The sequence below is a fragment of the Sphaerospermopsis sp. LEGE 00249 genome, assembly GCF_014299995.1.
In the GTDB taxonomy this organism is placed as follows: Bacteria; Cyanobacteriota; Cyanobacteriia; order Cyanobacteriales; family Nostocaceae; genus Sphaerospermopsis; species Sphaerospermopsis kisseleviana.
Genome location: NZ_JACJUZ010000043.1, coordinates 21,875 through 42,784 on the forward strand (window position 1 = coordinate 21,875; position 20,910 = coordinate 42,784).

General features: G+C 35.0%; 33 protein-coding genes, 1 tRNA gene and 1 pseudogene. 12 read left to right on the top strand and 23 right to left on the bottom strand.

Features of this window, described 5'->3' with window-relative positions; all coding sequences use genetic code 11:
• The first annotated feature begins 43 nt into the window (after positions 1-43).
• Complete coding sequence (locus H5968_RS15415) at positions 44-199, top strand: hypothetical protein (protein WP_187040652.1); 156 nt, start codon at positions 44-46, stop codon at positions 197-199.
• Here H5968_RS15415 and argB read toward each other — a convergent pair.
• The 5 genes from argB to H5968_RS25780 all read right to left on the bottom strand — a co-directional run bounded on the left by argB (position 187) and on the right by H5968_RS25780 (position 2,670).
• Positions 187-1,077 (bottom strand): acetylglutamate kinase, encoded by an 891-nt coding sequence (gene argB / locus H5968_RS15420; RefSeq protein WP_096565617.1) that lies wholly within the window; start codon positions 1,075-1,077, stop codon positions 187-189. The two genes, H5968_RS15415 and argB, sit on opposite strands and share 13 nt — an antisense overlap.
• Positions 1,078-1,169: 92 nt before the next feature.
• Positions 1,170-1,724 carry a shikimate kinase gene (locus H5968_RS15425; protein WP_096565615.1) on the bottom strand — a complete coding sequence of 185 codons (555 nt, stop codon included), beginning with the start codon at positions 1,722-1,724 and terminating at the stop codon, positions 1,170-1,172.
• A 279-nt stretch (positions 1,725-2,003) separates the two neighbouring features.
• Positions 2,004-2,076, bottom strand: a tRNA-Ala gene (locus tag H5968_RS15430).
• Between the two features lie 123 nt (positions 2,077-2,199).
• A complete protein-coding gene (gene psaK / locus H5968_RS15435) occupies positions 2,200-2,460 on the bottom strand; it encodes a photosystem I reaction center subunit PsaK (protein ID WP_187040653.1) in 261 nt (86 codons plus the stop codon).
• Between the two features lie 87 nt (positions 2,461-2,547).
• Positions 2,548-2,670: a hypothetical protein gene (locus H5968_RS25780; protein ID WP_255427150.1), complete on the bottom strand. Its 123-nt coding sequence runs from the start codon at positions 2,668-2,670 to the stop codon at positions 2,548-2,550.
• Between the two features lie 27 nt (positions 2,671-2,697).
• Between H5968_RS25780 and H5968_RS15440 the strand changes: the two genes are divergently transcribed.
• The 6 genes from H5968_RS15440 (at position 2,698) to H5968_RS15465 (ending at position 8,037) form a co-directional block, all read left to right on the top strand.
• Positions 2,698-3,126 (top strand): SufE family protein, encoded by a 429-nt coding sequence (locus tag H5968_RS15440; RefSeq protein ID WP_187040654.1) that lies wholly within the window; start codon positions 2,698-2,700, stop codon positions 3,124-3,126.
• Positions 3,127-3,176: 50 nt separating this feature from the next.
• The gene (locus H5968_RS15445) at positions 3,177-4,076 is read left to right on the top strand and encodes an alpha/beta fold hydrolase (protein WP_187040655.1); all 900 of its coding nucleotides are present in this window, start codon (positions 3,177-3,179) and stop codon (positions 4,074-4,076) included.
• Positions 4,077-4,241: 165 nt separating this feature from the next.
• Positions 4,242-5,213 (top strand): GTP-binding protein, encoded by a 972-nt coding sequence (locus tag H5968_RS15450; RefSeq protein WP_096565609.1) that lies wholly within the window; start codon positions 4,242-4,244, stop codon positions 5,211-5,213.
• 123 nt (positions 5,214-5,336) lie between these two features.
• On the top strand, positions 5,337-6,389 hold the full coding sequence (locus H5968_RS15455) for a WD40 repeat domain-containing protein (RefSeq protein ID WP_187040656.1): 1,053 nt from the start codon (positions 5,337-5,339) through the stop codon (positions 6,387-6,389).
• Positions 6,390-6,436: 47 nt separating this feature from the next.
• Positions 6,437-6,724, top strand: a complete 288-nt coding sequence (locus H5968_RS15460) for a hypothetical protein (protein ID WP_187040657.1) — start codon at positions 6,437-6,439, stop codon at positions 6,722-6,724.
• Between the two features lie 314 nt (positions 6,725-7,038).
• Positions 7,039-8,037, top strand: a complete 999-nt coding sequence (locus tag H5968_RS15465; protein ID WP_187040658.1) for a metal ABC transporter solute-binding protein, Zn/Mn family — start codon at positions 7,039-7,041, stop codon at positions 8,035-8,037.
• A gap of 471 nt (positions 8,038-8,508) precedes the next feature.
• On the opposite strand, the gene H5968_RS15475 is transcribed toward H5968_RS15465, so the two are convergent.
• The 6 genes from H5968_RS15475 to H5968_RS15500 all read right to left on the bottom strand — a co-directional run bounded on the left by H5968_RS15475 (position 8,509) and on the right by H5968_RS15500 (position 12,787).
• Positions 8,509-9,873: a cytochrome P450 gene (locus tag H5968_RS15475; protein WP_187040660.1), complete on the bottom strand. Its 1,365-nt coding sequence runs from the start codon at positions 9,871-9,873 to the stop codon at positions 8,509-8,511.
• Between the two features lie 226 nt (positions 9,874-10,099).
• Entirely contained in the window at positions 10,100-11,224 is a 1,125-nt protein-coding gene (locus H5968_RS15480) for a saccharopine dehydrogenase family protein (protein WP_187040661.1), read from the bottom strand.
• 297 nt (positions 11,225-11,521) lie between these two features.
• Positions 11,522-11,923, bottom strand: coding sequence for a type II toxin-antitoxin system VapC family toxin (locus H5968_RS15485; RefSeq protein WP_187040662.1), 402 nt, complete (start codon positions 11,921-11,923; stop codon positions 11,522-11,524).
• Entirely contained in the window at positions 11,920-12,180 is a 261-nt protein-coding gene (locus H5968_RS15490; RefSeq protein ID WP_187040663.1) for a DUF2281 domain-containing protein, read from the bottom strand. The genes H5968_RS15485 and H5968_RS15490 overlap by 4 nt, the downstream gene beginning before the upstream one ends.
• 169 nt (positions 12,181-12,349) lie before the next feature.
• On the bottom strand, positions 12,350-12,568 hold the full coding sequence (locus H5968_RS15495) for a type II toxin-antitoxin system HicA family toxin (RefSeq protein WP_187040664.1): 219 nt from the start codon (positions 12,566-12,568) through the stop codon (positions 12,350-12,352).
• Positions 12,569-12,787 (bottom strand): type II toxin-antitoxin system HicB family antitoxin, encoded by a 219-nt coding sequence (locus H5968_RS15500; RefSeq protein ID WP_137669294.1) that lies wholly within the window; start codon positions 12,785-12,787, stop codon positions 12,569-12,571.
• A gap of 52 nt (positions 12,788-12,839) precedes the next feature.
• On the opposite strand from H5968_RS15500, the gene H5968_RS15505 reads away from it, so the two are divergent.
• Complete coding sequence (locus tag H5968_RS15505) at positions 12,840-12,980, top strand: hypothetical protein (protein WP_187040665.1); 141 nt, start codon at positions 12,840-12,842, stop codon at positions 12,978-12,980.
• Positions 12,981-12,989: 9 nt separating this feature from the next.
• On the opposite strand, the gene H5968_RS15510 is transcribed toward H5968_RS15505, so the two are convergent.
• On the bottom strand, positions 12,990-13,460 hold the full coding sequence (locus H5968_RS15510; protein WP_187040666.1) for a transposase: 471 nt from the start codon (positions 13,458-13,460) through the stop codon (positions 12,990-12,992).
• A 19-nt stretch (positions 13,461-13,479) separates the two neighbouring features.
• Here H5968_RS15510 and H5968_RS15515 point away from each other — a divergent pair, with 19 nt between their 5' ends.
• Positions 13,480-13,821: a type II toxin-antitoxin system PemK/MazF family toxin gene (locus H5968_RS15515; RefSeq protein WP_187040667.1), complete on the top strand. Its 342-nt coding sequence runs from the start codon at positions 13,480-13,482 to the stop codon at positions 13,819-13,821.
• Positions 13,822-13,905: 84 nt separating this feature from the next.
• On the opposite strand, the gene H5968_RS15520 is transcribed toward H5968_RS15515, so the two are convergent.
• Positions 13,906-14,499 carry a Uma2 family endonuclease gene (locus tag H5968_RS15520; protein ID WP_187040668.1) on the bottom strand — a complete coding sequence of 198 codons (594 nt, stop codon included), beginning with the start codon at positions 14,497-14,499 and terminating at the stop codon, positions 13,906-13,908.
• A 197-nt stretch (positions 14,500-14,696) separates the two neighbouring features.
• Here H5968_RS15520 and H5968_RS15525 point away from each other — a divergent pair, with 197 nt between their 5' ends.
• Positions 14,697-14,963 (top strand): prevent-host-death family protein, encoded by a 267-nt coding sequence (locus tag H5968_RS15525; protein WP_187040669.1) that lies wholly within the window; start codon positions 14,697-14,699, stop codon positions 14,961-14,963.
• A gap of 103 nt (positions 14,964-15,066) precedes the next feature.
• On the opposite strand, the gene H5968_RS15530 is transcribed toward H5968_RS15525, so the two are convergent.
• The 5 genes from H5968_RS15530 to H5968_RS15550 form a co-directional block, all read right to left on the bottom strand.
• Positions 15,067-15,414, bottom strand: coding sequence for a hypothetical protein (locus H5968_RS15530; protein ID WP_096565593.1), 348 nt, complete (start codon positions 15,412-15,414; stop codon positions 15,067-15,069).
• Between the two features lie 23 nt (positions 15,415-15,437).
• A complete protein-coding gene (locus H5968_RS15535) occupies positions 15,438-15,806 on the bottom strand; it encodes a papain fold toxin domain-containing protein (protein WP_137669290.1) in 369 nt (122 codons plus the stop codon).
• Between the two features lie 569 nt (positions 15,807-16,375).
• Positions 16,376-17,137, bottom strand: a complete 762-nt coding sequence (locus H5968_RS15540; RefSeq protein ID WP_187040670.1) for a hypothetical protein — start codon at positions 17,135-17,137, stop codon at positions 16,376-16,378.
• 22 nt (positions 17,138-17,159) lie between these two features.
• Positions 17,160-17,645 carry a hypothetical protein gene (locus H5968_RS15545; RefSeq protein ID WP_187040671.1) on the bottom strand — a complete coding sequence of 162 codons (486 nt, stop codon included), beginning with the start codon at positions 17,643-17,645 and terminating at the stop codon, positions 17,160-17,162.
• Entirely contained in the window at positions 17,646-17,999 is a 354-nt protein-coding gene (locus tag H5968_RS15550; protein WP_187040672.1) for a hypothetical protein, read from the bottom strand.
• Positions 18,000-18,288: 289 nt separating this feature from the next.
• Here H5968_RS15550 and H5968_RS15555 point away from each other — a divergent pair, with 289 nt between their 5' ends.
• Complete coding sequence (locus tag H5968_RS15555; RefSeq protein ID WP_187040673.1) at positions 18,289-18,678, top strand: hypothetical protein; 390 nt, start codon at positions 18,289-18,291, stop codon at positions 18,676-18,678.
• A gap of 20 nt (positions 18,679-18,698) precedes the next feature.
• Here the strand turns inward: H5968_RS15555 and H5968_RS15560 are convergent, their stop codons facing one another.
• The 5 genes and pseudogenes from H5968_RS15560 to H5968_RS15580 all read right to left on the bottom strand — a co-directional run bounded on the left by H5968_RS15560 (position 18,699) and on the right by H5968_RS15580 (position 20,290).
• Positions 18,699-19,007, bottom strand: a complete 309-nt coding sequence (locus H5968_RS15560) for a hypothetical protein (RefSeq protein WP_187040674.1) — start codon at positions 19,005-19,007, stop codon at positions 18,699-18,701.
• 235 nt (positions 19,008-19,242) lie between these two features.
• Positions 19,243-19,380 (bottom strand): annotated as a pseudogene (locus H5968_RS15565) (hypothetical protein); the annotation flags it as partial.
• Between the two features lie 7 nt (positions 19,381-19,387).
• Entirely contained in the window at positions 19,388-19,735 is a 348-nt protein-coding gene (locus H5968_RS15570) for a type II toxin-antitoxin system PemK/MazF family toxin (RefSeq protein ID WP_187040675.1), read from the bottom strand.
• A complete protein-coding gene (locus tag H5968_RS15575) occupies positions 19,714-19,938 on the bottom strand; it encodes a ribbon-helix-helix domain-containing protein (RefSeq protein WP_137666340.1) in 225 nt (74 codons plus the stop codon). The genes H5968_RS15570 and H5968_RS15575 overlap by 22 nt, the downstream gene beginning before the upstream one ends.
• A 199-nt stretch (positions 19,939-20,137) precedes the next feature.
• Positions 20,138-20,290: a hypothetical protein gene (locus tag H5968_RS15580; protein ID WP_162501835.1), complete on the bottom strand. Its 153-nt coding sequence runs from the start codon at positions 20,288-20,290 to the stop codon at positions 20,138-20,140.
• A gap of 144 nt (positions 20,291-20,434) precedes the next feature.
• Here H5968_RS15580 and H5968_RS15585 point away from each other — a divergent pair, with 144 nt between their 5' ends.
• Positions 20,435-20,623 carry a hypothetical protein gene (locus H5968_RS15585; protein ID WP_187040676.1) on the top strand — a complete coding sequence of 63 codons (189 nt, stop codon included), beginning with the start codon at positions 20,435-20,437 and terminating at the stop codon, positions 20,621-20,623.
• The last annotated feature ends 287 nt before the right edge of the window (positions 20,624-20,910 follow it).

The window sequence follows — 20,910 nt, forward strand, 5'->3', positions numbered from 1 at the left end:
ATTAGTTATTAGTCATGAGTCATTAGTTATGAGTCATTAGTTATTGGTTACTCTTCCCAGTCACCAGTCACCAGTCACCAATTACCAATTGCCAATCACCAATCACCAATCACCAGTCCCCAGTCCCCAGCGATGCACTGAGCTTGTCGAAGTGTCCCCAGTCCCCAGTCCCCAGTCACCAATTTATCATTTAACTTGAGAACCTAAAATCATTGTACCAATTCCCACATCTGTAAAAATTTCTAACAATAATGCGTGAGGAATGCGACCATCAATAATGTGTGCAGCTTTGACTCCTTGAGCGAGCGATCGCACACAACAAGTCACTTTAGGAATCATCCCTCCACTAACTATACCATCGTTAATCAATTGACGCGCTTCAGGAATATCTACTTTAGGAATTAAGGTAGATGGGTCTTTGTAATCGGTTAAAATACCCCGTGTATCCGTCAGCAAAATTAACTTTTCTGCTCCTAAAGCAGCTGCTATTTCTCCCGCTACGGTATCAGCATTAATATTATAAGCTTGTCCGTTATCATCAGCAGCGACGCTAGAAACCACGGGAATATAACCATTACTGGCGAGAGTTTCTAAAATCTTGATGTTAACATTACTGACTTCCCCTACAAAACCAATACCTTCATCACCTTGAGGACGAGCAGTAATTAAATTACCATCTTTACCGCACAGTCCTACGGCCATACCCCCAGCTTGGTTAATCAGAGCCACAATTTCTTTATTGACTCGGCCGACTAACACCATTTCTACCACATCCATTGTTGGTGCATCGGTGACACGCAAACCATTCTTAAATTGTGCTTCAATTCCCAGTTTACCCAACCAACTGTTAATTTCTGGACCACCACCATGTACTAAAATTGGTCGCAAGCCTACACAGGATAAAAATACAATGTCACGGATAACTTTATCTTTGAGGCTACCGTCTTTCATGGCCGCACCTCCGTATTTGACAACAACGGTACGACCTGAGAATTTTTGAATGTAGGGTAGTGCTTCGCTGAGAACTTCGACGCGATTAGCTTCCGCTTGCCTGATATACTCGGTATCGTTAATCATTTTGAGAATTGGCTAATTTTCAATTTTGAGGATGCAGGATTTTTACATGATCAAAACATGAAAATACCCTAGCATCACAAAATATCCTCAGATCAATTTTGATGTTGAACATCTTGAGTTTTGAGAACACTAGGTATTGCTGCTAGTATGGTTGCCACAATTTGTTCTGGGGTTTGCTCCTGGGTGATGGTAATATGTAAGTCAGCTTGGGAGTAAAGCGGTTGACGTTGTTGCAGTAGCGATCGCAATTTACTTTCAGGATTAGAATCTTGTAAAAGTGGCCTTGTAGTGTCTTCTAACAACCTATTAAAAATTGTTTCCACGCTGCAATCTAACCAAACTATCAACCCATGATGTAGATAACTCCAGTTTTCTTGTCGCAAGACAATACCCCCACCAGTAGCTATAGTTAATTTAGTATAAGCACAAACTTGAGCTAACACATCACTTTCCAACTGCCGAAACCCAGTTTCACCTTCATCAGTAAATATATCATTAATGGATTTACCAGCAGCTTTAACTATGACATCATCAGTATCTATAAAACCATAACCCAATTCTTGAGCCAGTAACCGCCCAACTGTGGTTTTACCGACACCCATCATCCCAATTAAATACAGGTTGACTCCTCTTAATAAATTACTCATAACTTACTCACCAGTCTGATTCATTTACGCTGAACATTTCTGAGCATTGATTGACAAAGCTCGAACTTTTGACTCCAATTAATAATTTTTACATTTTATAGGAAATAGGCAAAAACCCCTAACTGGTGATAGTTAGGGGATTATTTTTTGTAATGCAAAAAATTACACATATAACGCTTGACAGATTTGGTAGAAAATTAGTAGAAAGTCCAAATAGAGAGTTTTGCACTTTCTACCACCTGTACCTTAAAAACCAGACACAGTAAGGCTTATAAGCTATGGAGTTAAGCGGAATCGAACCGCTGACCTCTTCAATGCCATTGAAGCGCTCTACCAATTGAGCTATAACCCCGTAGGTTGCACTAGCAATTATGCCAGATTATTTCCATTTAGTCAACTGTGTTCGTAAATAATCCCGACCATTGTAGATGCGGCCGGGATAATCAATCACAAAAGACGAGATGAGATGTAAATCCTAGATTCTACCAATGTTATGCAATCCTAAGATAATACCAGCGCCTAGAATATGACCGAAAGCGGCAGTAGCAAGTATAGCAGGTAAACCAAAACCACCAAAGAATTGAGGTGCGGGTGCTGCGGGTTCAGCACTGGGATATTGAATTGTAAATTTACCAAAGGCGATCGCAATAATATTGGCGATAATCATAATGATGCCAACGGTAGGAGACCATTCTAGGGGTGTAGTTACAGCAGCGATTAGAGTAGAAGTCAACATCCGATTTTCTCCTCAGATTACAGAATTAGGGGCTGATAATCTTCATAATTACTAATAAAATTCAACCAATGTCCCAATTTTGCAGCATTATTTAATATTTTTTTGAATTACTTCATAATTGGTAATTGGGGACTGGGGACTGGGAAAGAAAGGGAAGTTAATAACCCAATCACCAGCGATTAAAGATCGCAGATCATTTACACTCAACATAAGACTGATTTATTTTCTAGATTTACTATGTCCTTGAGTCTTGACTCCTTACCACCTGCTTTAGCCAAGATTGTGCAACGCTTTCAACGTGCTTCTGATCCAAAGCGCCGTTATGAACAATTAATCTGGTATGCTCAAAAATTACCAGAGTTTCCCGAAGCTGATAAAATCCCCGAAAATAAAGTCCCTGGTTGTGTCTCTCAGGTATATGTCACAGCTTCACTCAATGATGGCAAGGTGGTTTTTCATGGAGATTCTGATTCTCAACTGACTAAGGGACTGGTAGCACTTTTAATAGAAGGGTTAAACGGATCATCACCTAATGAAATTGTACAACTAACTCCTGATTTTATTCAATCCACAGGGTTAAATGTCAGCCTCACACCTTCCCGCGCTAATGGGTTTTACAACATTTTTAAAACTATGCAGAAAAAAGCATCGGAAATAGGGGTGTAGGGGAGAAAATAACCAATTACCAATTACCAATTACCAATTACCAATCACCAATGACGACTTTATCTACTACTGGTGTATTTGCTGGTGAAGTTAAAGAATTTCCCTGGAATTGGCAAAATCAGCCGTTGCGGGTGGTTTATGAAACCATAGGGGAGGGTTCACCACTTTTATTACTTCCTGCTTTTAGTAGCGTTTCCACACGGGGAGAAGTGGGAGAACTTGCCAAGTTACTCTCTACCCATTTTCAGGTTACTGCTATTGACTGGCCGGGTTTTGGTGAAAGTTCACGCTTGAGTTTAGATTACAATCCCGCCATATATGAGCAATTTTTAGCAGATTTTGTGAAATCTGTTTTTAATACTCCAATTATTGTGGTTGCTGCTGGTCATGCTACTGGTTATGTCTTAAAGCTGGCAGTTAAACAACCAGAAGCTATTTCTAAAATTGTCTTGTTAGCACCGACTTGGCGCGGACCCTTGCCAACAATGGGGGCAAATGCCAATATAGCTGCTATGGTGCGGGGGATGGTGCGATCGCCTATTTTTGGTCAAGCACTCTACAAGCTAAACACTACCCCATCCTTTTTAAGTTGGATGTATCGCCGTCACGTTTTCACCGATACAACTAAACTTACACCCGAATTTATCGCCGAAAAATGGCAAACCACCCAACAACCAAACGCCAGATTTGCATCTGCGGCCTTTGTCACTGGCAACATTGATACTATTCACAGTCAAGCGGAATTTTTATCCTTGGTTGAGTCCGTAAACGTTCCCATCATTGCATTTATAGGCGCGTCTAGTCCACCAAAATCACGGCAAGAAATGGACGCTTTAGCAAAGTTACCAAAAATTACCAGCGTGATTATTCCTGGTACTTTGGGACTTCATGAGGAATATCCAGCAATTGTTTTTGATGCAATACTGCCATTTTTAACCAATATGTGTTAAACAGAGAATGATTCTCAATGACTGTCAGGAGTCAGGAGTCAGAATATTTGGGTTAACTGCTAGATGGCAAACAAGAATTTTTGACATAAGTGTTAAAAAGCTGACTCCTAACTGTTGATAGCCAACGAACCAATCATCAAATTATCTAAAAATTGCCTTAAAATTATGATGACTTCAGAAATAGCAAATACCGTACCCGTAACCGTTTTAACTGGCTATTTAGGTGCGGGAAAAACTACCCTCCTCAACCATATTCTCACCTACCAACATGGTAAAAAAGTAGCAGTTATCGTCAATGAATTTGGGGAAGTAGGCATTGATAATCAATTAGTAATTGATGCAGATGAAGAAATATTTGAAATGAACAATGGCTGTATTTGTTGTACAGTGCGTGGTGATTTAATCCGCATCATTGGTAATTTGATGAAACGCCGGGATAAATTTGATCATTTAGTAATTGAAACCACCGGATTAGCCGATCCTGCACCTGTGATTCAGACATTCTTTGTTGATGAAGATATGCAGAGTCAACTATCACTAGATGCAGTAGTTACAGTGGTAGATGCCAAACATATTTGGCAACATTGGGAAGCAGACGAAGCCCAAGAACAAATTGCTTTTGCTGATGTGATTTTATTAAATAAAACTGATTTAGTCACACCAGAAATTTTAGAGGAATTAGAAAAACGCATTCGTTCAATGAATGCAATGGCGAAAATTTACCGCACCAGAAATTCTGAATTATCAATGGATGCTTTATTGGGGGTAAATGCCTTTGATTTAGAACGCGCTTTAGAAATTGATCCTAACTTTTTAGGTGAAGATGCCCATGAACATGATGAAAGTGTTTATTCTATAGCTTTAGTAGAATCAGGTGCAATAGATGGGGAAAAATTAAATGCTTGGATGTCAGAACTACTCAGCACCAAAGGAACTGATATTTTCCGCATGAAAGGCATTTTAAACATTGCTGGTGAAGATAACCGCTTTGTTTTCCAAGGTGTACACATGATTTTTGATGGTAAAGCCGATAGACCTTGGAAAGAGAATGAAACCAGAAAAAATGAACTTGTTTTTATTGGACGTAATTTAGATGAAGCCAAGTTAAAACAAGATTTTCTGGCTTGTATTGTTTAGGAAGTCAGGATTTGTAGAAAGTCAGGATTCGTAGGGGTTTAGCAGTGCTAAACCCTGATAATAGAGATGGTGAGAAAAAGACTTTTCCCAATCACCAATCACCAGTCACCAATTACCTAATATATGAACTTCACAATTAACAAACCTCAAGAATTTACAACCTACTATTCAGGTCATCTTGCAGATTATATCACCTCTCTAAATTGGTCATCCACAGGTGAAAAACTGGCTGTAATATCTGCTGCGGGAGAAGTTGTCATCTGGGAAAATTGCGAAATTACTCACTTACAAACAACTACAGGTAAATCAATAGACTGTGTAGCTTTTTCCGCTGATGGTAAATATTTAGCTGTGGGTGGACAAGATGGAAAAGTAAAGATTTGGCGAGAAAATCAATTAATTAAAACCTTAGAAAATGCCCCTGCTTGGGTTGATAAATTGGCTTGGAATCATACTAATAATCTATTAGCTTTTAGTTTAGGGCGTTATGTTCAAGTATGGGATGCAGAAACAGAAAAAATTGTTGTCACTCTTAACTTTGAAAATTCATCAATTTTAGGAATTGATTGGCGTAAAGATGGAAAATATTTAGCTATTGGTGGTTATCAAGGTTTGAAAATTTGGAATAGTGAAGATTGGGATGATGAACCTTATATTTTAGCTATGGGTACAGTTAGTGTAGCAATGGCTTGGTCACCTAATGGTAAATATTTAGCGTCAGGAAATATGGATCGTAGCGTCACCGTTTTAGAATGGGAAAATCCTGATCCTTGGGTCATGCGTGGTTTTCCAGGCAAAATTCGTCAGTTAGCTTGGTCAGAAATTACAACTGCTACAGGTGCACCGCTTTTAGCTTCTTCCAGTGTGGAAGGTGTGGTAGTTTGGGAAAAATCAGCGGATGAATCTTTAGGTTGGGAAGCGCGAATTTTAACCAATCATGTGGATATAATTAATGCGATCGCCTATGCACCCCAAAGTTTAAACCAAAGTTTAATGCTTGCTTCTGCTGGTGCTGATGGGTGGTTATGTTTATGGAACGATAATTTTGAAGTATCGCAAATTCTCACAGGTGTACGTGGTGGTTTTTCTACTTTAGCTTGGCATCCCCAAGGTAAATTTTTAGCTGCAGGTGGGGAACAAGGAGAGCTACTAATTTGGTCAAAAACTAATGACTAATGTTGAATAATTGGTTATGCTGTATCAGCAGCCTTTAAAGGTGAACTATGAACATAACTAAAAACATAACTAAACTGATTTTTCTGGCTTGTCATCTGTTTTTAGCATCTTTGTTTTTGGTAGTAAGTCCAGCACAAGCATCTACTAGATGGAAGACTGTAGCTACTTCTGATCAGATTGTAGCCGCATCTGTACAACCAATTCCCGAATTAACAAAACCCATTTTCAAACAACAAAACCAGCAAATTTTAAATAATATTGGTTGCAGTTGTAGTGCTTGTGTTCAATCTAATTTTCATAAGTTGCAAGGTAAATTACCTGGTGCTGACTTTTAATCAAGTTAGCAATTATCAAACAAACTTCCGGCACAGTATTACTCATGTCTGTGCCTTTACTACTTGATTAATTTAGCTCTTAAAACACCACAATATTTTTTGGAGCATCCCAACTTTGAAAAAATAACCCCAGCAACACTAAAAAATCTCTTAAAATCTCTTAAAATCTCTTACCTTTGTGTCCTTTGCGCCCTTTACGGTTCAATCATATCAGGATATGGGAGTGTTTTATTTCCTTAGATAAACATAAATTTACACATTGGGAATGCTCCCTATTTTTTGATTTAAATTTAATGTAGAAATAGCAGTTATTTATGACAAAAAAAATCATATACAAGAATTTATTAAATATTGCCTTATTGGTGATTTCCCTGGGATTTTCTGGTTGCAACAATCGCAATTTCAATACCAGATATATTCAGTATAATCAGACGCAAAATATTAACAAAAATCTTCCTCAAGTAGTAGCAACTACCAGTATATTATGTGATTTAACTAAACAAGTTGCGGGAGAAACAATAAACTTAACTTGTTTAATTCCTCCTGGTTTAAATCCAAGTATTTATGAACCGATACCAGAAGATATCCAAGCCATTGAACAAGCGAAACTTATTTTATATCATGGTTATAATTTTGAACCTAGTTTAATTAAAACTATTCAAAATGCTCAAAATAATGCACCCAAAATAGCAGTTGCTCAACGTGCTGTCACCACACCTGAAAGATTACGTAAAAATGGTAAAAGTTTCACTGAACCACATATTTGGCATGATGTGAAAAATACTATTAAAATGGCAGAAGTAGTTAATAGTAATTTAAGTAAAATATTACCTCAACATCAAAAAGAATATAGTAGCAATACCAGTAAATTAACCCAAGAATTAAACAAACTAAACAACTGGGTTCAGTCCACACTTGACACTATTCCTGATAAAAATCGCAAATTGCTAACAACCCACGAAGCCATGATTTATTATGTCAAAGCTTATGGTTTTCCCTATAAAGGTAGTTTAGCAGATATTAGGAATGAAGATAATTTAACAGATACAAAAGTGAAAAATTTAGCCCAATATATTCAAAAAACAAAAGCACCAACAGTTTTTGCAGATACAACAATTAATCTTATGTCACTTCAACCTATTACCAGCAAAGCAAATGTGAAACTTTTTGATAGACAACTTTATATTGATGGACTAGGTAAACCTGGTAGTGATGGAGAAACCTATCAAAAAATGATAGATGCAAATACCCGCAGTATTGTTGAAGGTTTGGGAGGTACTTATTTAAAATTTAAGCCGAATATTGGTAAGTAAATTGGTGACTGGTGACTGGTGACTGGTGACTGGTGACTGGTGACTGGTGACTGGTGACTGGTGACTGGTGACTGGTGACTGGTGACTGGATAATCAATTTTATGTTTCCTAATCAACTATCAACTATAACCTTTTTCCCAATCACCAATCACCAATCACTAATCAGGGTTTGCTGATAGCGTAGCGTGGCGTTAGCCATATAAATCCGAAAACTTTACAGGTAAAGAATTTTAGCTATTTTGACTTGTACTGAGCGACTTGTACTGAGCGCAGTCGAAGTAAGTCGAAGTAAGTCGAAGTGCTTTCAAAAAGTGCCAGCTTTTATGAGGTGGCAACTGAAAAACCTTGCACTTAATTCCTACTTAAAGAAAAAGTCGTTCCTATCCAACTCTTGAAACTGTCACCGTGGCGTAGCACCTGTCACCTGTCATCTAGCTTTCACAGATAACTTTTTCAGCAAACCCTAATCACCTAAACTCCCGCAGTAGTTTTTACCCTTTCTCTTTTTCCTTTTGCCACTAACCATTTACCACCAGAAGGGGCTGAAGTGACACCACGACGCACGGGTTTAACAGGAATGTTGTTCACTAATTCAAAATCTAATTGTGAAAGAATTGTGGCTAAAACTAGCTTCATTTCAAATAGTGCAAATGACATTCCTAAACATTTACGATTTCCACCACCAAAGGGTAAATATTCATAGGGTGCAAATTGTTTTTCTAAAAATCTTTCTGGTTTAAATTTCTCTGGTTCGGGATATAAATCTGGGCGGCGATGGGTTGAATATATGCAGCCTACTAACCATGAACCTGGGGGAAATTCATAACCCATGATTTCTATTGGTGATTTAACAATTCTCGGTAAGGTAATCATGGCAATGGGATAAATGCGGAGAGTTTCGTTACAAACTGCCGTTAAATAAGGTAGGCGAAAAATTTCGTTTTTATCTGTATTTTCATCTATGTTATTTAACTCTTGTAACAGGTTTTCTCGCACTTCTGGTAAATGATGAATCCAATATAATGCCCATGTAATTGCGGAAGCTGTGGTTTCATGACCTGCTACTAACAAAGTCATTAATTCATCTCGCAATTCTACATCGGTCATGGCTTCACCATTTTCATCTCGCGCTGACATCATCAAAGAAAGAATATCAGTTCGATTTGGATCAGGATGATCTCTGCGTTCTTGAATTTCTGCATATAATAATTGATCAATTTTTTCCCTTTGTCGTACAAAATAACCCCAGGGACTCCATTCTCCTAAATCTACTTGTAGTGCTGGGAAAAAATTAACGGCTGCTCGTAGGGGAGTATCACCGAAATTCAAAAGTGAACAAAGCAGCTTTTCTAATTCTCTAAATCTTTCACCTTCACAGATACCAAATACTGTATGTAAAATAACTTTTAGAGAAATTTCTTGGATTGATTCTCTGACAGAAAATGGTGTACCTATTTGCCATTTGTTGATCACTTCTTTGGTAATATCAGTGATAGTTTTACCATAGGCTTTCATGCGATCGCCATAAAATGGTGGTGTTAATAATCGCCGTTGACGTTGGTGTTCTGTTCCACTCAGCAACAATAAAGATTTTTCACCCAAAAAAGATTTTAAAAGTTGTGAACCTCTAGCATCTAATTTTTCTAGAGAAGCTGCAAAAAGTTCTTGAATTGCTTGGGGATGACTAATAAATATAATTGGTTCTTTACCAAGAATATATGTCTGGAAAAAATCACCATAATCTTTGGCATTTTTTTCCATAAATCCCCAAGGGTTGAATAACCATTGGAAGCGTTGGATAAATTGGGGAGTTGTCAGAGTAGGTAAGCTGGGCATAATACAAAAGATTAAAAATGATTTCTTACTAGATTAACAAATATAACCATAAATGCCAAATATGTATAAAAAATCTATCTTGAGGTTATTTCCACCTATTTATATTGATGAGTTTGAATAGTTTTAATGTCAGGAGTCAGAATTCAGGATTCAGAAGTTATTAATGTTGACTTTTGACTTAATTTATCTCCCCATCTCCGTCATCTCCTCTGTTACCTGATCCTTCCTATTCTCTCCTATGTATTGTTACCCAATGAGAACCAATTTGTATTTTTCTTTCTTCCATTATTTGTTTAAATAAATCTGTAGTTAATGCTGCTTCTACAGGTAAAACTCCGGGGTGTTTCAATTTACCTTCTAATAATAATTTGGCAATACTACCAGTACCAACACCAGAAGCAATGGCTGTATTTTCATGGAGTAATGTAGAAACATAAGCTGCTGTTTTACTATCTTTTTTTCCTGTGACTTCTGCGCGTACTGCTACACCAATTCCAGTAAAGATATTAGTAAAATCGGTCATGCGATGACTAACATGAGATAAAAATTCAATGGTTTCTTTCTTCTGTATTAACCATTTAGGAAAAATATGGGCGGTTATCCAAGTGAGATGGTTATAAAAATCAGGAACTGAACCAAATTTAGTAATTACAGTTTTGACATTGGGGAAAGAATGGGGTAAGGTGATAGTTTCTGGCATATCAAACCAGTAAACTCCATTGCGTTTGTAGGGTAGGGAAAAATTTATTTCTTCTCTATCAGTATAGGGTTGAATTAACTCCCATTTGCCATTAATCCAAGCATTAAAAGAATGTTGTAAACCTAAAAAAGTGGTTCGCATGACTGTAACACCAGCACCACCAGAACCGGATACTAAATAACTTAAATGTATTTTTTCTGGTAAATCAAATTGTTCGATTCCTTGACGGACTAAACTGTTAGAAATACCGGGGAAAATACCCGTGTTAATAATTGCAGTGACACCAGCATTAACAGCTTTTTCATGTAATTTTAGGGCTTTTTGGGTGTAGGAACGGTGATCACTAACATCAAGATAATTGACACCTTGATCAATGCAAATTTCTAAAACTTGGGTGTCTCGATAGTGAAATGGTCCTGCACAGTGGATGACAAGGTGAGAGTTAGCGATCGCCTCTTGTAATTTTTCCACCTCACTCAAATCTAAAATCAGAAATTGCTCTCTTCCTCCCGAAGACAAGCTGACACCCTTTCCCGTCTCTGGGGAACGTCCAGTGATGGTAATATTTGCCTGGGTGTGGCTGAGAATATCATTAGCAACTGCGCTACCAATGCGTCCCCTTCCACCTAGTATTAATACATGATCTGTCATGATTACAGTTTAGACAACATTATGACAACATTATTTTTATTTCACCAGATTTGTGTCCCCTTTGTCATCAGTTGTAAGTATGATAAGAATATTAGGGTTCAGAAATGCTAAACCCCTAACCCAAGGAAATATTCATGCTTTTCATGAGGTGATTTCCTGAATGTTCTTTTCTATATTATGGTGGGTTTTGTCATTTTCTGCCATTGGTAGAAAAAACTATTCGTGATAGTTGGTGATGGTTGGGTGATGTTGGTTTGCGCTGCAATTAACCCAACCTACTCACTACAGGAATCCTTTTTAAGGAGAAAACCAATTCTCTAATTTTAACTCGGAAATTCGGCTATAATGACGAGTGTTGTTAGTGACTAAAATATAGTTTCTAGTTAATGCAACACTAGCAATTAATAAATCAAAATCGGCTACTTGTTGTCCTATTTTTCTCAGTTCGGCTTTTAATTCACCAAACTTCTTGACTGCATTATTATCTAAAGTTATCACTGCAATATTTTGAATAAAGTTTTCTGCACGAGTTAAATTTTCTGCTACTTTTTGAGAATTGTAAGCACCAAAATATAATTCAGCAACGGTGATGTTACAAATACAAATATTTTCCCATCCTATTGTTTGAATTTTATTTGTAACTGAAGTAATATTTTTTAACCAGTAAATGCAGGTATCTGTATCTAATAAGTAAATCATAAGCTAATATCAGAGTGGGAAATAGTACGACTGTCATAAATTTCTTTAACGATTTCTTCTGCTGTGCGTTCATCTTCCCAAGCACCATATTTTTCTATAAATGTGTTTAATGGATGTGGTTGTGATGTGGTTATATTTTCTGGTTTTGGTTGTGGATAATGTTTTTTTAATATCTGAATAAAATCAAGGAGTAAGATTTGTGCTTCTTCGGGTAAGCTGTTAATTTCTTGAGATATTTCTGCAAGTTTGATATCCATAATTACTACCTGTTTTGAATTGTTTTATTACTATAATACTGCTTACCGGATATCTTCCCGGTCTTGTGCTGTAATTTTTTAACTATATTTATCTTCTAAATAATCAATATAACTCTCTTTTGTATTTTCTTTTCCTTGCGTTAACCCAACCTACTCACTAGATATTAGTCTACTTATATTCTAAAAATTCATCTACGGTAATTCCTGCTTGTCTAATTAAACTTCTCAATAAACCTGGTGCTAGTTCTTTATGGTTAGGAACTGATAAAATAGGTTTTGATTCGTGCCAAAGTATGATATGACTTCCGGTTTGATGGTCTACAACATAGCCCAGTTTTTCAAAGATTTTGACTGCTTGTTTACCGGAGATATTTGATAAACGTCCCATTTATACTAATACTTCTCCTACAAAAGATTGAGATTCTTTTGGTACATAGGGTTTACCATGTTTTTCTAATACATGAAGATAGCCTTTTATAGCATCTTTGATATTTGTAATTGCTTCATCTAAGGTTTTACCTTGACTGACGCAACCAGGAAGTTCTGGTACTTCAGCAATGTAACCTTCGTATTCTGAATCATAGGTGAATATTACTTGAAATTTCATAGCGATTTTTTTGGGAGGGCTTTTTTAAATTTAATTTATAAGTTGGTTTTCCTTGCGTCAACCCAAGCTACATCTTAAATCTACTTTTTTATATTATGGTGGTTTTTGTCATTTTCTGCCATTGGTAGAAAAAACTATTCGTGATGGTTGGGTGGTTTGGGTGATGTTGGGTTTTCGGTTCATCAGTACATAGTATGCTAAACTAATATTTAAACTTCCAAGTAAGCAAACATCTTAATCGGAAATTATCAAAATTTCTAAATCCATAAGCAGAACGTTTAATCAACTTGAGTTTGTTGTTAATACCCTCAACAACACCGCTAGTTGTACGATTATCAAAATAGGCAATAATTTCATCTAACCAACGAACAATAGTGTTATGGCTAGTGGGATAATGTTTTCTAGCTCTCAGCAACCATATACTAAGTTTATATAAACCCTTTAACCCATCCTTAGTTTTATTAAAAATTCCCCGGATTTTCTCCTTTAATTCATACATTATTTTCAGAGATGGTGAAACTCGCTTTACTTGATTGAGCTTGATTTTTTGCTCATCATTTAGGTCTTCACCGTTCTTCAATAACACATATTTACTTTTATTTAACCTCTCTAATATTTTCTTTTTCTCTACTTTCTCTTGTTCATTTTTTGAACTTTTAATGGCATTCTCCACATTTCTTTTCTCTCTTTTTATGGCTATATCTAATTCTTTGTTTATTTGTACCATTATCGGTTCAGAAATCAAAAAAACACGACCTGCTTTAATTTTGGAAAATGATGTTTCTAATCAATATAGTCCTATAACTATTGTTGCTGCTATTACTTCTCAATTTACAGAACCTTTGTATCCTACTGAAGTGCTAATTAAAGCACCAGAAGGAGGTTTGCAAATTGATTCTGTTGCGCTGCTTAATCAAATTCGTTCTATTGATAAACCAAGATTAATTAAATGTTTGGGTGTTCTGGATGCAGTGAAAATAGAAGAGGTAGATAGAGCAATTCAGATTAGTTTGGGTTTAGTAAACCTAACATAAATTAATTCCTCAAATCAACCTATTCACTTAACTTACTTTCCTACTAAAAATGTTGGGTTTCCTTGTATCAACCTAACCTACAGACTACTTTTTAAGACCTTTAATAAATTCTGTTCTCGCATCAATAATGGAAGGTATTAAAACACAAGTTACTAACAAATCTATATCTAAATCTGGCAATAATTCGCTTTTATTAATTTGCTCATAATTACCATTTTTCAGATGATAGAGAAATAATTGATCATTTTCCCAAAACCAAACTTCAGTAATATTAAACCGTTTATATTTTTCCAGTTTATCAATACTACCACTGGTAATATTAACCTCAATTGCTAAATCTGGATTTGCTTTTTTTTCACCTATATAATAAGATTCATCAGGTTCAAAGGAAGCATTATTTTCTTTTGCGCGACGAGTAGCACTACCTACAGGGATAAAGTTTATCCCTTTTTCACAAAAGTATAATTCTAGTAAAAAACCAAGAATGGTTTTAATCATTTCGTGTTGTTCACCAAGTGTCATAAATTCGATGCACCCATCAAGATAAGTTATCCGCAAGTTTCCTGCATCTGCGGTTAAGGTTTCTATGATTTCAAATTCCTTCCAGGTGTAATAACCAGGTAGAAGAAATCGCTGTTCGGAAATTGTGGTGGTTTTGTCTAAGGTTTGGATAGTCATAGTAAATTTATGTTTATGACTTTAATTTTGATTATAACTTATAATTTTGGTGGTTTTTATTATTTTCTGTTATTGGTAAAAAATCTTGTGTCAACCTAACTTACTTACTTTAGTTGTAATAAAAACAATTAACTTATCCATATAAAACATGAAAATAATTGCTATAATAAAAATATCAATCAGATTTATTAACTGTAATGACTATCAAAGAATTACTGTTACAAGAAATTGACAACACACCCAGCGAACTTTTAGAAGATGTGCTTGGTTTTTTGCAATCACTCAAAACAGCACCACAAAAACCCCCAGTTTCCTATCAAGAATTGTTAGAAAGAATAGATTACTTAGAAACAATAGTAGGTATTCGTAAAGGATTAGATGAATTTGAGCGCGGTGAAGGGATTCCTGCGAATCAAGCTTTGGCAACTCTACAACAAAAATATAACATTCCTCCTCGCTCATGAATTATCAAGTTATTATTCAACCTACTGCATTTCAAGAAATTGAAAACTCCTATCGTTGGATGTGTGATAATTTGAGTGCTGAAGTACCAAATAATTGGTATTATCAACTTGAAGATGCTACTTCATTAATTTTTGCTGTTTCATGATTTTTCTGTTGTTGACTAAATTCTTCAAACAAGGTAAAAAATCTATCTACTGCGCTTTTTTCATCGGCTGAATGGAAAAGCAAAATACTTGACCATAATTGACCTGTTTCTACATTAAATTTCTGTCTTATCCATTGTAAAAAATCTTGAAATTCGGTTTCTTCTGCTGTTAAGGGAATACCAATTTCTCGACGAGCAAAATAGTAGCCGTCTAAAAAAGATTGGAGGCTAAAAATAGAGTTTTTACCTAAATACATTGCAGGTCTTTTTTTAATTTTTTGCAGTAATTTGTAGAGATTATCCATATTTAACTCCCTAATTTTCTAGGTTAAAAGTATGTTTCTGTGATTTGAAACTCTAATCCTGCATCTAAAATAGGTGAATAGAGATTCTGTATCCAGTCTAATCGCGTAATTCCTTGATGGTGGATGTTATCAACAACAATTTCCACCCCATTGATCTCAATTATAACACCTTCATGATGACCAGTAGTAGCAATCAATTCTCCAATACTATCATCATAAATTCTGCCATAAATGGGATCTTGAGAATTTGTATCTAGTTTAATATGTTTGCCATGAATACCTTGTCTAATTAAAAATTCTTTGATTGCTCTAGTGCAGGGGATACAATCAAATATTCCGTAACTTCTGGCAATTGCTATAATTTGTTGATAAATTATGTCCTCTTGATGCAAATTTGCTCCCGGTGCTAAATTTTAATAATTCTAGTATAAATTTTATTCTATCCTTGCACTGCTTGACGAATATCTTCCCAATCTTGTGCTGTGATTTCTGTTGCATTTCCTGAGTTTAATCCTTCTAAAAGCAGGGTTTGTAGTTGTTCTTTTGCTGTGGAGTTTTTGGTCTTGTCGCACTAATTCCCGAAAATATTCACGCTTCGCTGCTGTAACCTCCTTGCGCTACTTTTCTATATAATCGCGCATGGTGTCAGGTAAGGAAATATTCATACTTTTCATAATGTGACTTCTTGAATATACTTTTTTATATTATGGCGGTTTTTGTCATTTTCTGCCATTGGTAGAAAAAACTATTCGTGATGGTTGGGTGGTTTGGGTGATGTTGGGTTTATTTGTGTCAAACTAAACTACTACTATTTAATGAACCACGAAGACACGAAGTACACGAAGGAAAAAAAGAAGAGAGGAAGAGATTTGATTTTTATATCATTATTGTTGGGTTTCCTTGTGTCAACCCAACCTACTCACTTACTTTAATGCCTAAACTTTGGAGATAAAAAAGTTATTTAACGTCTACGTTTAATACATTTATTTACTTTGTGAGATGCAAGTTTTGTACGTTTAATTTTAGTACCACAGTAAGGACATTGTACTAGTTTTGAAAAAGAATGAGTTTTTGTTGATGGTGATAATGAAGGAGTAGTTTTAATCTGGGTCTTTTTTTGTGATGATAGTGAAGAAATGCTTTTAATCTTGATTGTTGAAGAAGTAGATGCAGTTGGATTAAAAATCCTGTGAATATTAATTTTTGAAAGAATGAAATTAACAAAATCTTCTGTAGAAATAGATTGAGTACCAAAAATTAAATGATTTCCATCAAAACCTGAATAATATCCTTCATATTCGTCACCTGAGTAATTAGCTACAGACTGTCTCACCTGAATTTTTAGTTCTTGTTTTAATTCTGCTAATGTTGCAAGTTTTCCTGCTTCTGCATTATCTATGAATTTTAACAAACTCGATTGACAACGTAGAATTGCTTTACTAATTAAAAAAATATTACTACCAAATTGTATTCTCCAATCACTTGGGATAAGTTTTGATGTCTCATTTTTACCTAATGCAGCTAACATTGCGTATCTTGTACCAACAGGATCATCAATACGTTTAAAATGATTTGGAGCGTGTACTGGATGTCCAGAAGGATGTTTATACCAATAAGCAGATTTCTTGATGATTTCCTCAGCTAAAGAACGATTTACTGAATTATTTTGTACTAAATTGATGATTTTTTCTCGTTCTTGCATATATAAGTTTTGTTCTTCCATAAACAAATACCTCACTTTATGTTTACTCTTTTATAGTTTTCAGGTTTCTAGCATAAGCTTTTTGTCCGTTACCACCCTTAAAATAAACTATACCGTCTTCACTAATTGAAGAAATAATTAATATTTTCTCAGGGTTATTAATATGAAATACTTTACTTCCATGTTTTAAATTTTCTGTTTCGATAGTGTTAAGATTGAGTATAGTCATAGTTGATTCGATCACTGCATCTACAACAAACCTTTTTTCATAAGATACATCAATGCCGAACTGAGATAAAAAATTAATTTGTTTTTCTGTAGGAAACCGATCATCAAAATTATCAAAAACTAAATCGATATAATTTTGTATAACAATATAAGCTACTCCTTTTGGATAATTTTTAATGTCAATCCCTAAATATTTGGCAAATTCTACCTCTTTATCATCTACACGTGGAATTTTATTAAAGTAGTCAGAACGTAGAAATTCAGCTACACTATCAGATATCTCAAATTTTTTTACAATCATCTATTTGTACCATTTATATACAACACAATTACCTCTAGCTTCAATTTCAACGTTGTTAGTGTTAAAGTTTTGTTTAACATTGTTAACAAATTCTTGAGCAGCTTCCTCAGATTTATAGGCACATACAACTTCTTCTTTGACTATTTTTTTGGAAGTAGATGTAATTTCTGGGCTAACTGGAGAGGATTCGACTTTAGGCTCAACTGGTGTTACATTTTCTGTTGGAGGTTGTACAGGTTCTACAGGTTCTACAGGTTCTACAGATTGATTAGGTGGATTTTGTTGTGAACAAGAAATAGAGATAAAAACAATCAAAATTGATAGTACAAGTAAATTTCCAAGAGTAAGTTTCATATTTACCCTTTTTATAGATATTAAGATAATTACATATATAGCTGAATTTAGAGGTAATAACAACGGCAAATTTACACAATGTGATGCTAATTTACATACGTACATTTACTGTCATAAAACTTAATTACTCATATAAAAATCACCATTATTAGCCTGTGGAGTGCGTTAGTTTTAATTTGCGTTGGAATAAGTAGCTTTTTTGACTATATCCTTAAACAACAATACTGGTGACTACATATAAGAGATATGTTAATTTAAGCAGATTAATTATGTCGCTCTACTGATAAAAATGCTGATTAAATATGTCCAACGTTTTAATCTAATTCTATTACTGTTAATTATTAACTACGGCTGTTCTAATCCAAATTCGGAATTTGATAATAGACTCAATGAACTTTTGAATAGTAGCAAAAGTAATGAAATAAATACAAGACACAAGAAAATTTTTAATGAACTATATGGTTGGGATAAAGCCAGACAAGAAGGTATAGAATACTGCAAATTATTAACTAAAGGCTTAGATAAAGAAGAGATACGGAAAAATCAATCTCTAGCTGGTGTAGAACTAATCACTCAAGGTAAGCTTACAGCTGAACAATCAGCAGATATAGATCTTGTAAATATTAAGATACAACTGGCAGCAGAAAAAGCATATTGTCCAGAACATAAAGACTCTTGAGAAATCATGACATAATAGTATTAATTGTTAGCATTAAATCTTGTTTTATATTCTTGCATTATACGCTTAAAACTATCAGCATTAGCATTTGTTGGATAGTTTATAAAATTACTGAACGCATCAATTAGACTCTCAACTATATCATCAGATATTGTTGTTGGATTTTCCATAATTTTTTGTATAGATTTATGTTTCATATTTTCTCTAACTATATCAGGCGTATTGGCTTGATAACTAATCATTATGTTTTCAATCTCGTGATAACACTTATCAGATGGATCAAGTTTATATAAGTCTATAAGGATCGTAAGTTTTTCAAAGTCGTTCATACAGTTTTCTTGTTTTAAATCATGAATATCTGAATATTAATATTCTAATTATTTTAATTTAAAATATCAAATTTAATAATTAATTTATGTTTAATAATTATTCTATTCCTAATACAAGATTAGCTATTTTTGATTAATCTATTAAGCTAATCATATATATACCTTAATCAAAACTGCAAATGTACGCAATAAACACCAAATCATCCGCGTTCATCTGCGTACATCTGCGTTCTAATTAATGCACCAACTCAATAGCCCGCTTCGTCAACGCTTCCGCAGTCAACCCATTAAACGCCATCAACTCACCCGCACTGGCGGTAGTTTCCCCACGCTTCCAAGCGAAAATATTCCGCTTACTGGTACTGCGTAACATAAAACAATTAATTGTTATTTAAACTCAGATAGCGACGCAAAATATTTTGACCTTGTTCTAGTAATTCTGTTTCTAATTCTCCTAATTTTTGAGTCAAACGAACTTTGTCAAAAGTCATCGGTTCAACACATATCAAAAGACTATCTACAGAAAGTCCGTTTTGTGCTGATGCTGGTACTTCCACTACTGCTGGTGAAATACGGGAGTTATTAAATTTTGCAGAAGTAAAAGGTAAAACTGTGACTTTGGTACGTTGGTTATTAAACAAAGTTCCAGAAATTATCAGTGCTGGCCGAGTTTTTTGAATTTCTGTACCTACCGATGGGTCAAATGTTACGATCCAGATGCTTCCCATTCGGTAATCGCTATGTTTTGCCATTCACTTTCCCAACCTAATTCTAATTCATCAATTACAGCGCAAGCAGCCGCTAGTGCTTCATCTTGTCTTTGTTTTTGCCATTGTTTCAATAGACTTTCAATTAATGCACTACGGTTATCAACTTTTTGGTCAATGTAATTGAGTAAGTCATCTGGCAATGAAATTGAGATTTTAGCCATATCTTACCTCTAGTCATACCATTGGTAGCATAACAGATTTTAATATTTTTAGTCTAGTAATTCTGTCAAAATTTTTCTATTAGGTAATTAATTGGATAACTTGGGAATTTGATTTATTATACTGTTGAGTTTTATAACAGATAAAAACAGCAAATGTACGCAACAAACGCCAAATCATTTGCGTACATCTGCGTTCTAATTAATGCACCAACTCAATAGCCCGCTTCGTCAACGCTTCCGCAGTCAACCCATTAAACGCCATCAACTCACCCGCACTTGCGGTAGTTTCCCCACGCTTCCAAGCGAAAATATCCCGCTTGCTGGTACTGCGTAACATAATAGGTTCTAACATCGCACCAGCACAACCCACCAGTTAACCCATAACTTAAAAAGCTGTTATTCAGTTTAAAAAAATTCTTACCTTGGGGTCGGGAACTCTAAATTGTAAGCAAGCCTATTTATCGTTATTCACGTTTTGCAGACCGCATCCAATTTTATGCTCCAAGGAGTACCCAAGGCTCACACTATATATATTACACCAAATCAGTTTGTAGGATGGGTAGAGCGACAGCGAAACCCATCACAATTTTTAGGATGTTGGGTTAGTTTACGGCAAGTTGATCCACGTCTACATCCCTTAACCCAACCTTACTTACTACTTAATACTTATTTCTTCAAAATTTAAGATTATTTTAATTACAATATTTTCAAATTCTCTATTAATTTGTTCAAGTTTTGGTAAATCTTTCTCTGGTAAATTTCTAAATTTATGAACAATTAAACTTCTGACAGAGTATAAAGCTAAAGGCAAACTATTTTTGTTATCACTATTAAATGCTGTAAGTCAGAAGTGTTGAATGTTAAGAAATCTGTGATAAAAATAGCCCAAAATATATTAAAATTTGAGCAAGCTATATCAAAATATTGATTTGATCATGATTATAAATTCATTTCCCAAGATTGTCAAAGACA

Coding starts and splice junctions, on each gene's coding strand:
- H5968_RS15585 (WP_187040676.1), top strand. CDS start 20,435: ATGCTCCAAGGAGTACCCAAGGCTCACACTATATATATTACACCAAAT.
- H5968_RS15495 (WP_187040664.1), bottom strand. CDS start 12,568: ATGGGACGTTTATCAAATATCTCCGGTAAACAAGCAGTCAAAATCTTT.
- H5968_RS15530 (WP_096565593.1), bottom strand. CDS start 15,414: ATGGATAATCTCTACAAATTACTGCAAAAAATTAAAAAAAGACCTGCA.
- H5968_RS15555 (WP_187040673.1), top strand. CDS start 18,289: ATGCTGATTAAATATGTCCAACGTTTTAATCTAATTCTATTACTGTTA.
- H5968_RS15490 (WP_187040663.1), bottom strand. CDS start 12,180: ATGGATATCAAACTTGCAGAAATATCTCAAGAAATTAACAGCTTACCC.
- H5968_RS15465 (WP_187040658.1), top strand. CDS start 7,039: ATGACAAAAAAAATCATATACAAGAATTTATTAAATATTGCCTTATTG.
- H5968_RS15550 (WP_187040672.1), bottom strand. CDS start 17,999: ATGAAACTTACTCTTGGAAATTTACTTGTACTATCAATTTTGATTGTT.
- H5968_RS15525 (WP_187040669.1), top strand. CDS start 14,697: ATGACTATCAAAGAATTACTGTTACAAGAAATTGACAACACACCCAGC.
- H5968_RS15570 (WP_187040675.1), bottom strand. CDS start 19,735: ATGGGAAGCATCTGGATCGTAACATTTGACCCATCGGTAGGTACAGAA.
- H5968_RS15440 (WP_187040654.1), top strand. CDS start 2,698: ATGTCCTTGAGTCTTGACTCCTTACCACCTGCTTTAGCCAAGATTGTG.
- H5968_RS15425 (WP_096565615.1), bottom strand. CDS start 1,724: ATGAGTAATTTATTAAGAGGAGTCAACCTGTATTTAATTGGGATGATG.
- H5968_RS15445 (WP_187040655.1), top strand. CDS start 3,177: ATGACGACTTTATCTACTACTGGTGTATTTGCTGGTGAAGTTAAAGAA.
- H5968_RS15520 (WP_187040668.1), bottom strand. CDS start 14,499: ATGACTATCCAAACCTTAGACAAAACCACCACAATTTCCGAACAGCGA.
- H5968_RS15460 (WP_187040657.1), top strand. CDS start 6,437: ATGAACATAACTAAAAACATAACTAAACTGATTTTTCTGGCTTGTCAT.
- H5968_RS15560 (WP_187040674.1), bottom strand. CDS start 19,007: ATGAACGACTTTGAAAAACTTACGATCCTTATAGACTTATATAAACTT.
- argB (WP_096565617.1), bottom strand. CDS start 1,077: ATGATTAACGATACCGAGTATATCAGGCAAGCGGAAGCTAATCGCGTC.
- psaK (WP_187040653.1), bottom strand. CDS start 2,460: ATGTTGACTTCTACTCTAATCGCTGCTGTAACTACACCCCTAGAATGG.
- H5968_RS15480 (WP_187040661.1), bottom strand. CDS start 11,224: ATGACAGATCATGTATTAATACTAGGTGGAAGGGGACGCATTGGTAGC.
- H5968_RS25780 (WP_255427150.1), bottom strand. CDS start 2,670: ATGTTGAGTGTAAATGATCTGCGATCTTTAATCGCTGGTGATTGGGTT.
- H5968_RS15475 (WP_187040660.1), bottom strand. CDS start 9,873: ATGCCCAGCTTACCTACTCTGACAACTCCCCAATTTATCCAACGCTTC.
- H5968_RS15540 (WP_187040670.1), bottom strand. CDS start 17,137: ATGGAAGAACAAAACTTATATATGCAAGAACGAGAAAAAATCATCAAT.
- H5968_RS15500 (WP_137669294.1), bottom strand. CDS start 12,787: ATGAAATTTCAAGTAATATTCACCTATGATTCAGAATACGAAGGTTAC.
- H5968_RS15455 (WP_187040656.1), top strand. CDS start 5,337: ATGAACTTCACAATTAACAAACCTCAAGAATTTACAACCTACTATTCA.
- H5968_RS15485 (WP_187040662.1), bottom strand. CDS start 11,923: ATGATTTACTTATTAGATACAGATACCTGCATTTACTGGTTAAAAAAT.
- H5968_RS15575 (WP_137666340.1), bottom strand. CDS start 19,938: ATGGCTAAAATCTCAATTTCATTGCCAGATGACTTACTCAATTACATT.
- H5968_RS15450 (WP_096565609.1), top strand. CDS start 4,242: ATGATGACTTCAGAAATAGCAAATACCGTACCCGTAACCGTTTTAACT.
- H5968_RS15545 (WP_187040671.1), bottom strand. CDS start 17,645: ATGATTGTAAAAAAATTTGAGATATCTGATAGTGTAGCTGAATTTCTA.
- H5968_RS15580 (WP_162501835.1), bottom strand. CDS start 20,290: ATGTTAGAACCTATTATGTTACGCAGTACCAGCAAGCGGGATATTTTC.
- H5968_RS15515 (WP_187040667.1), top strand. CDS start 13,480: ATGGCTATATCTAATTCTTTGTTTATTTGTACCATTATCGGTTCAGAA.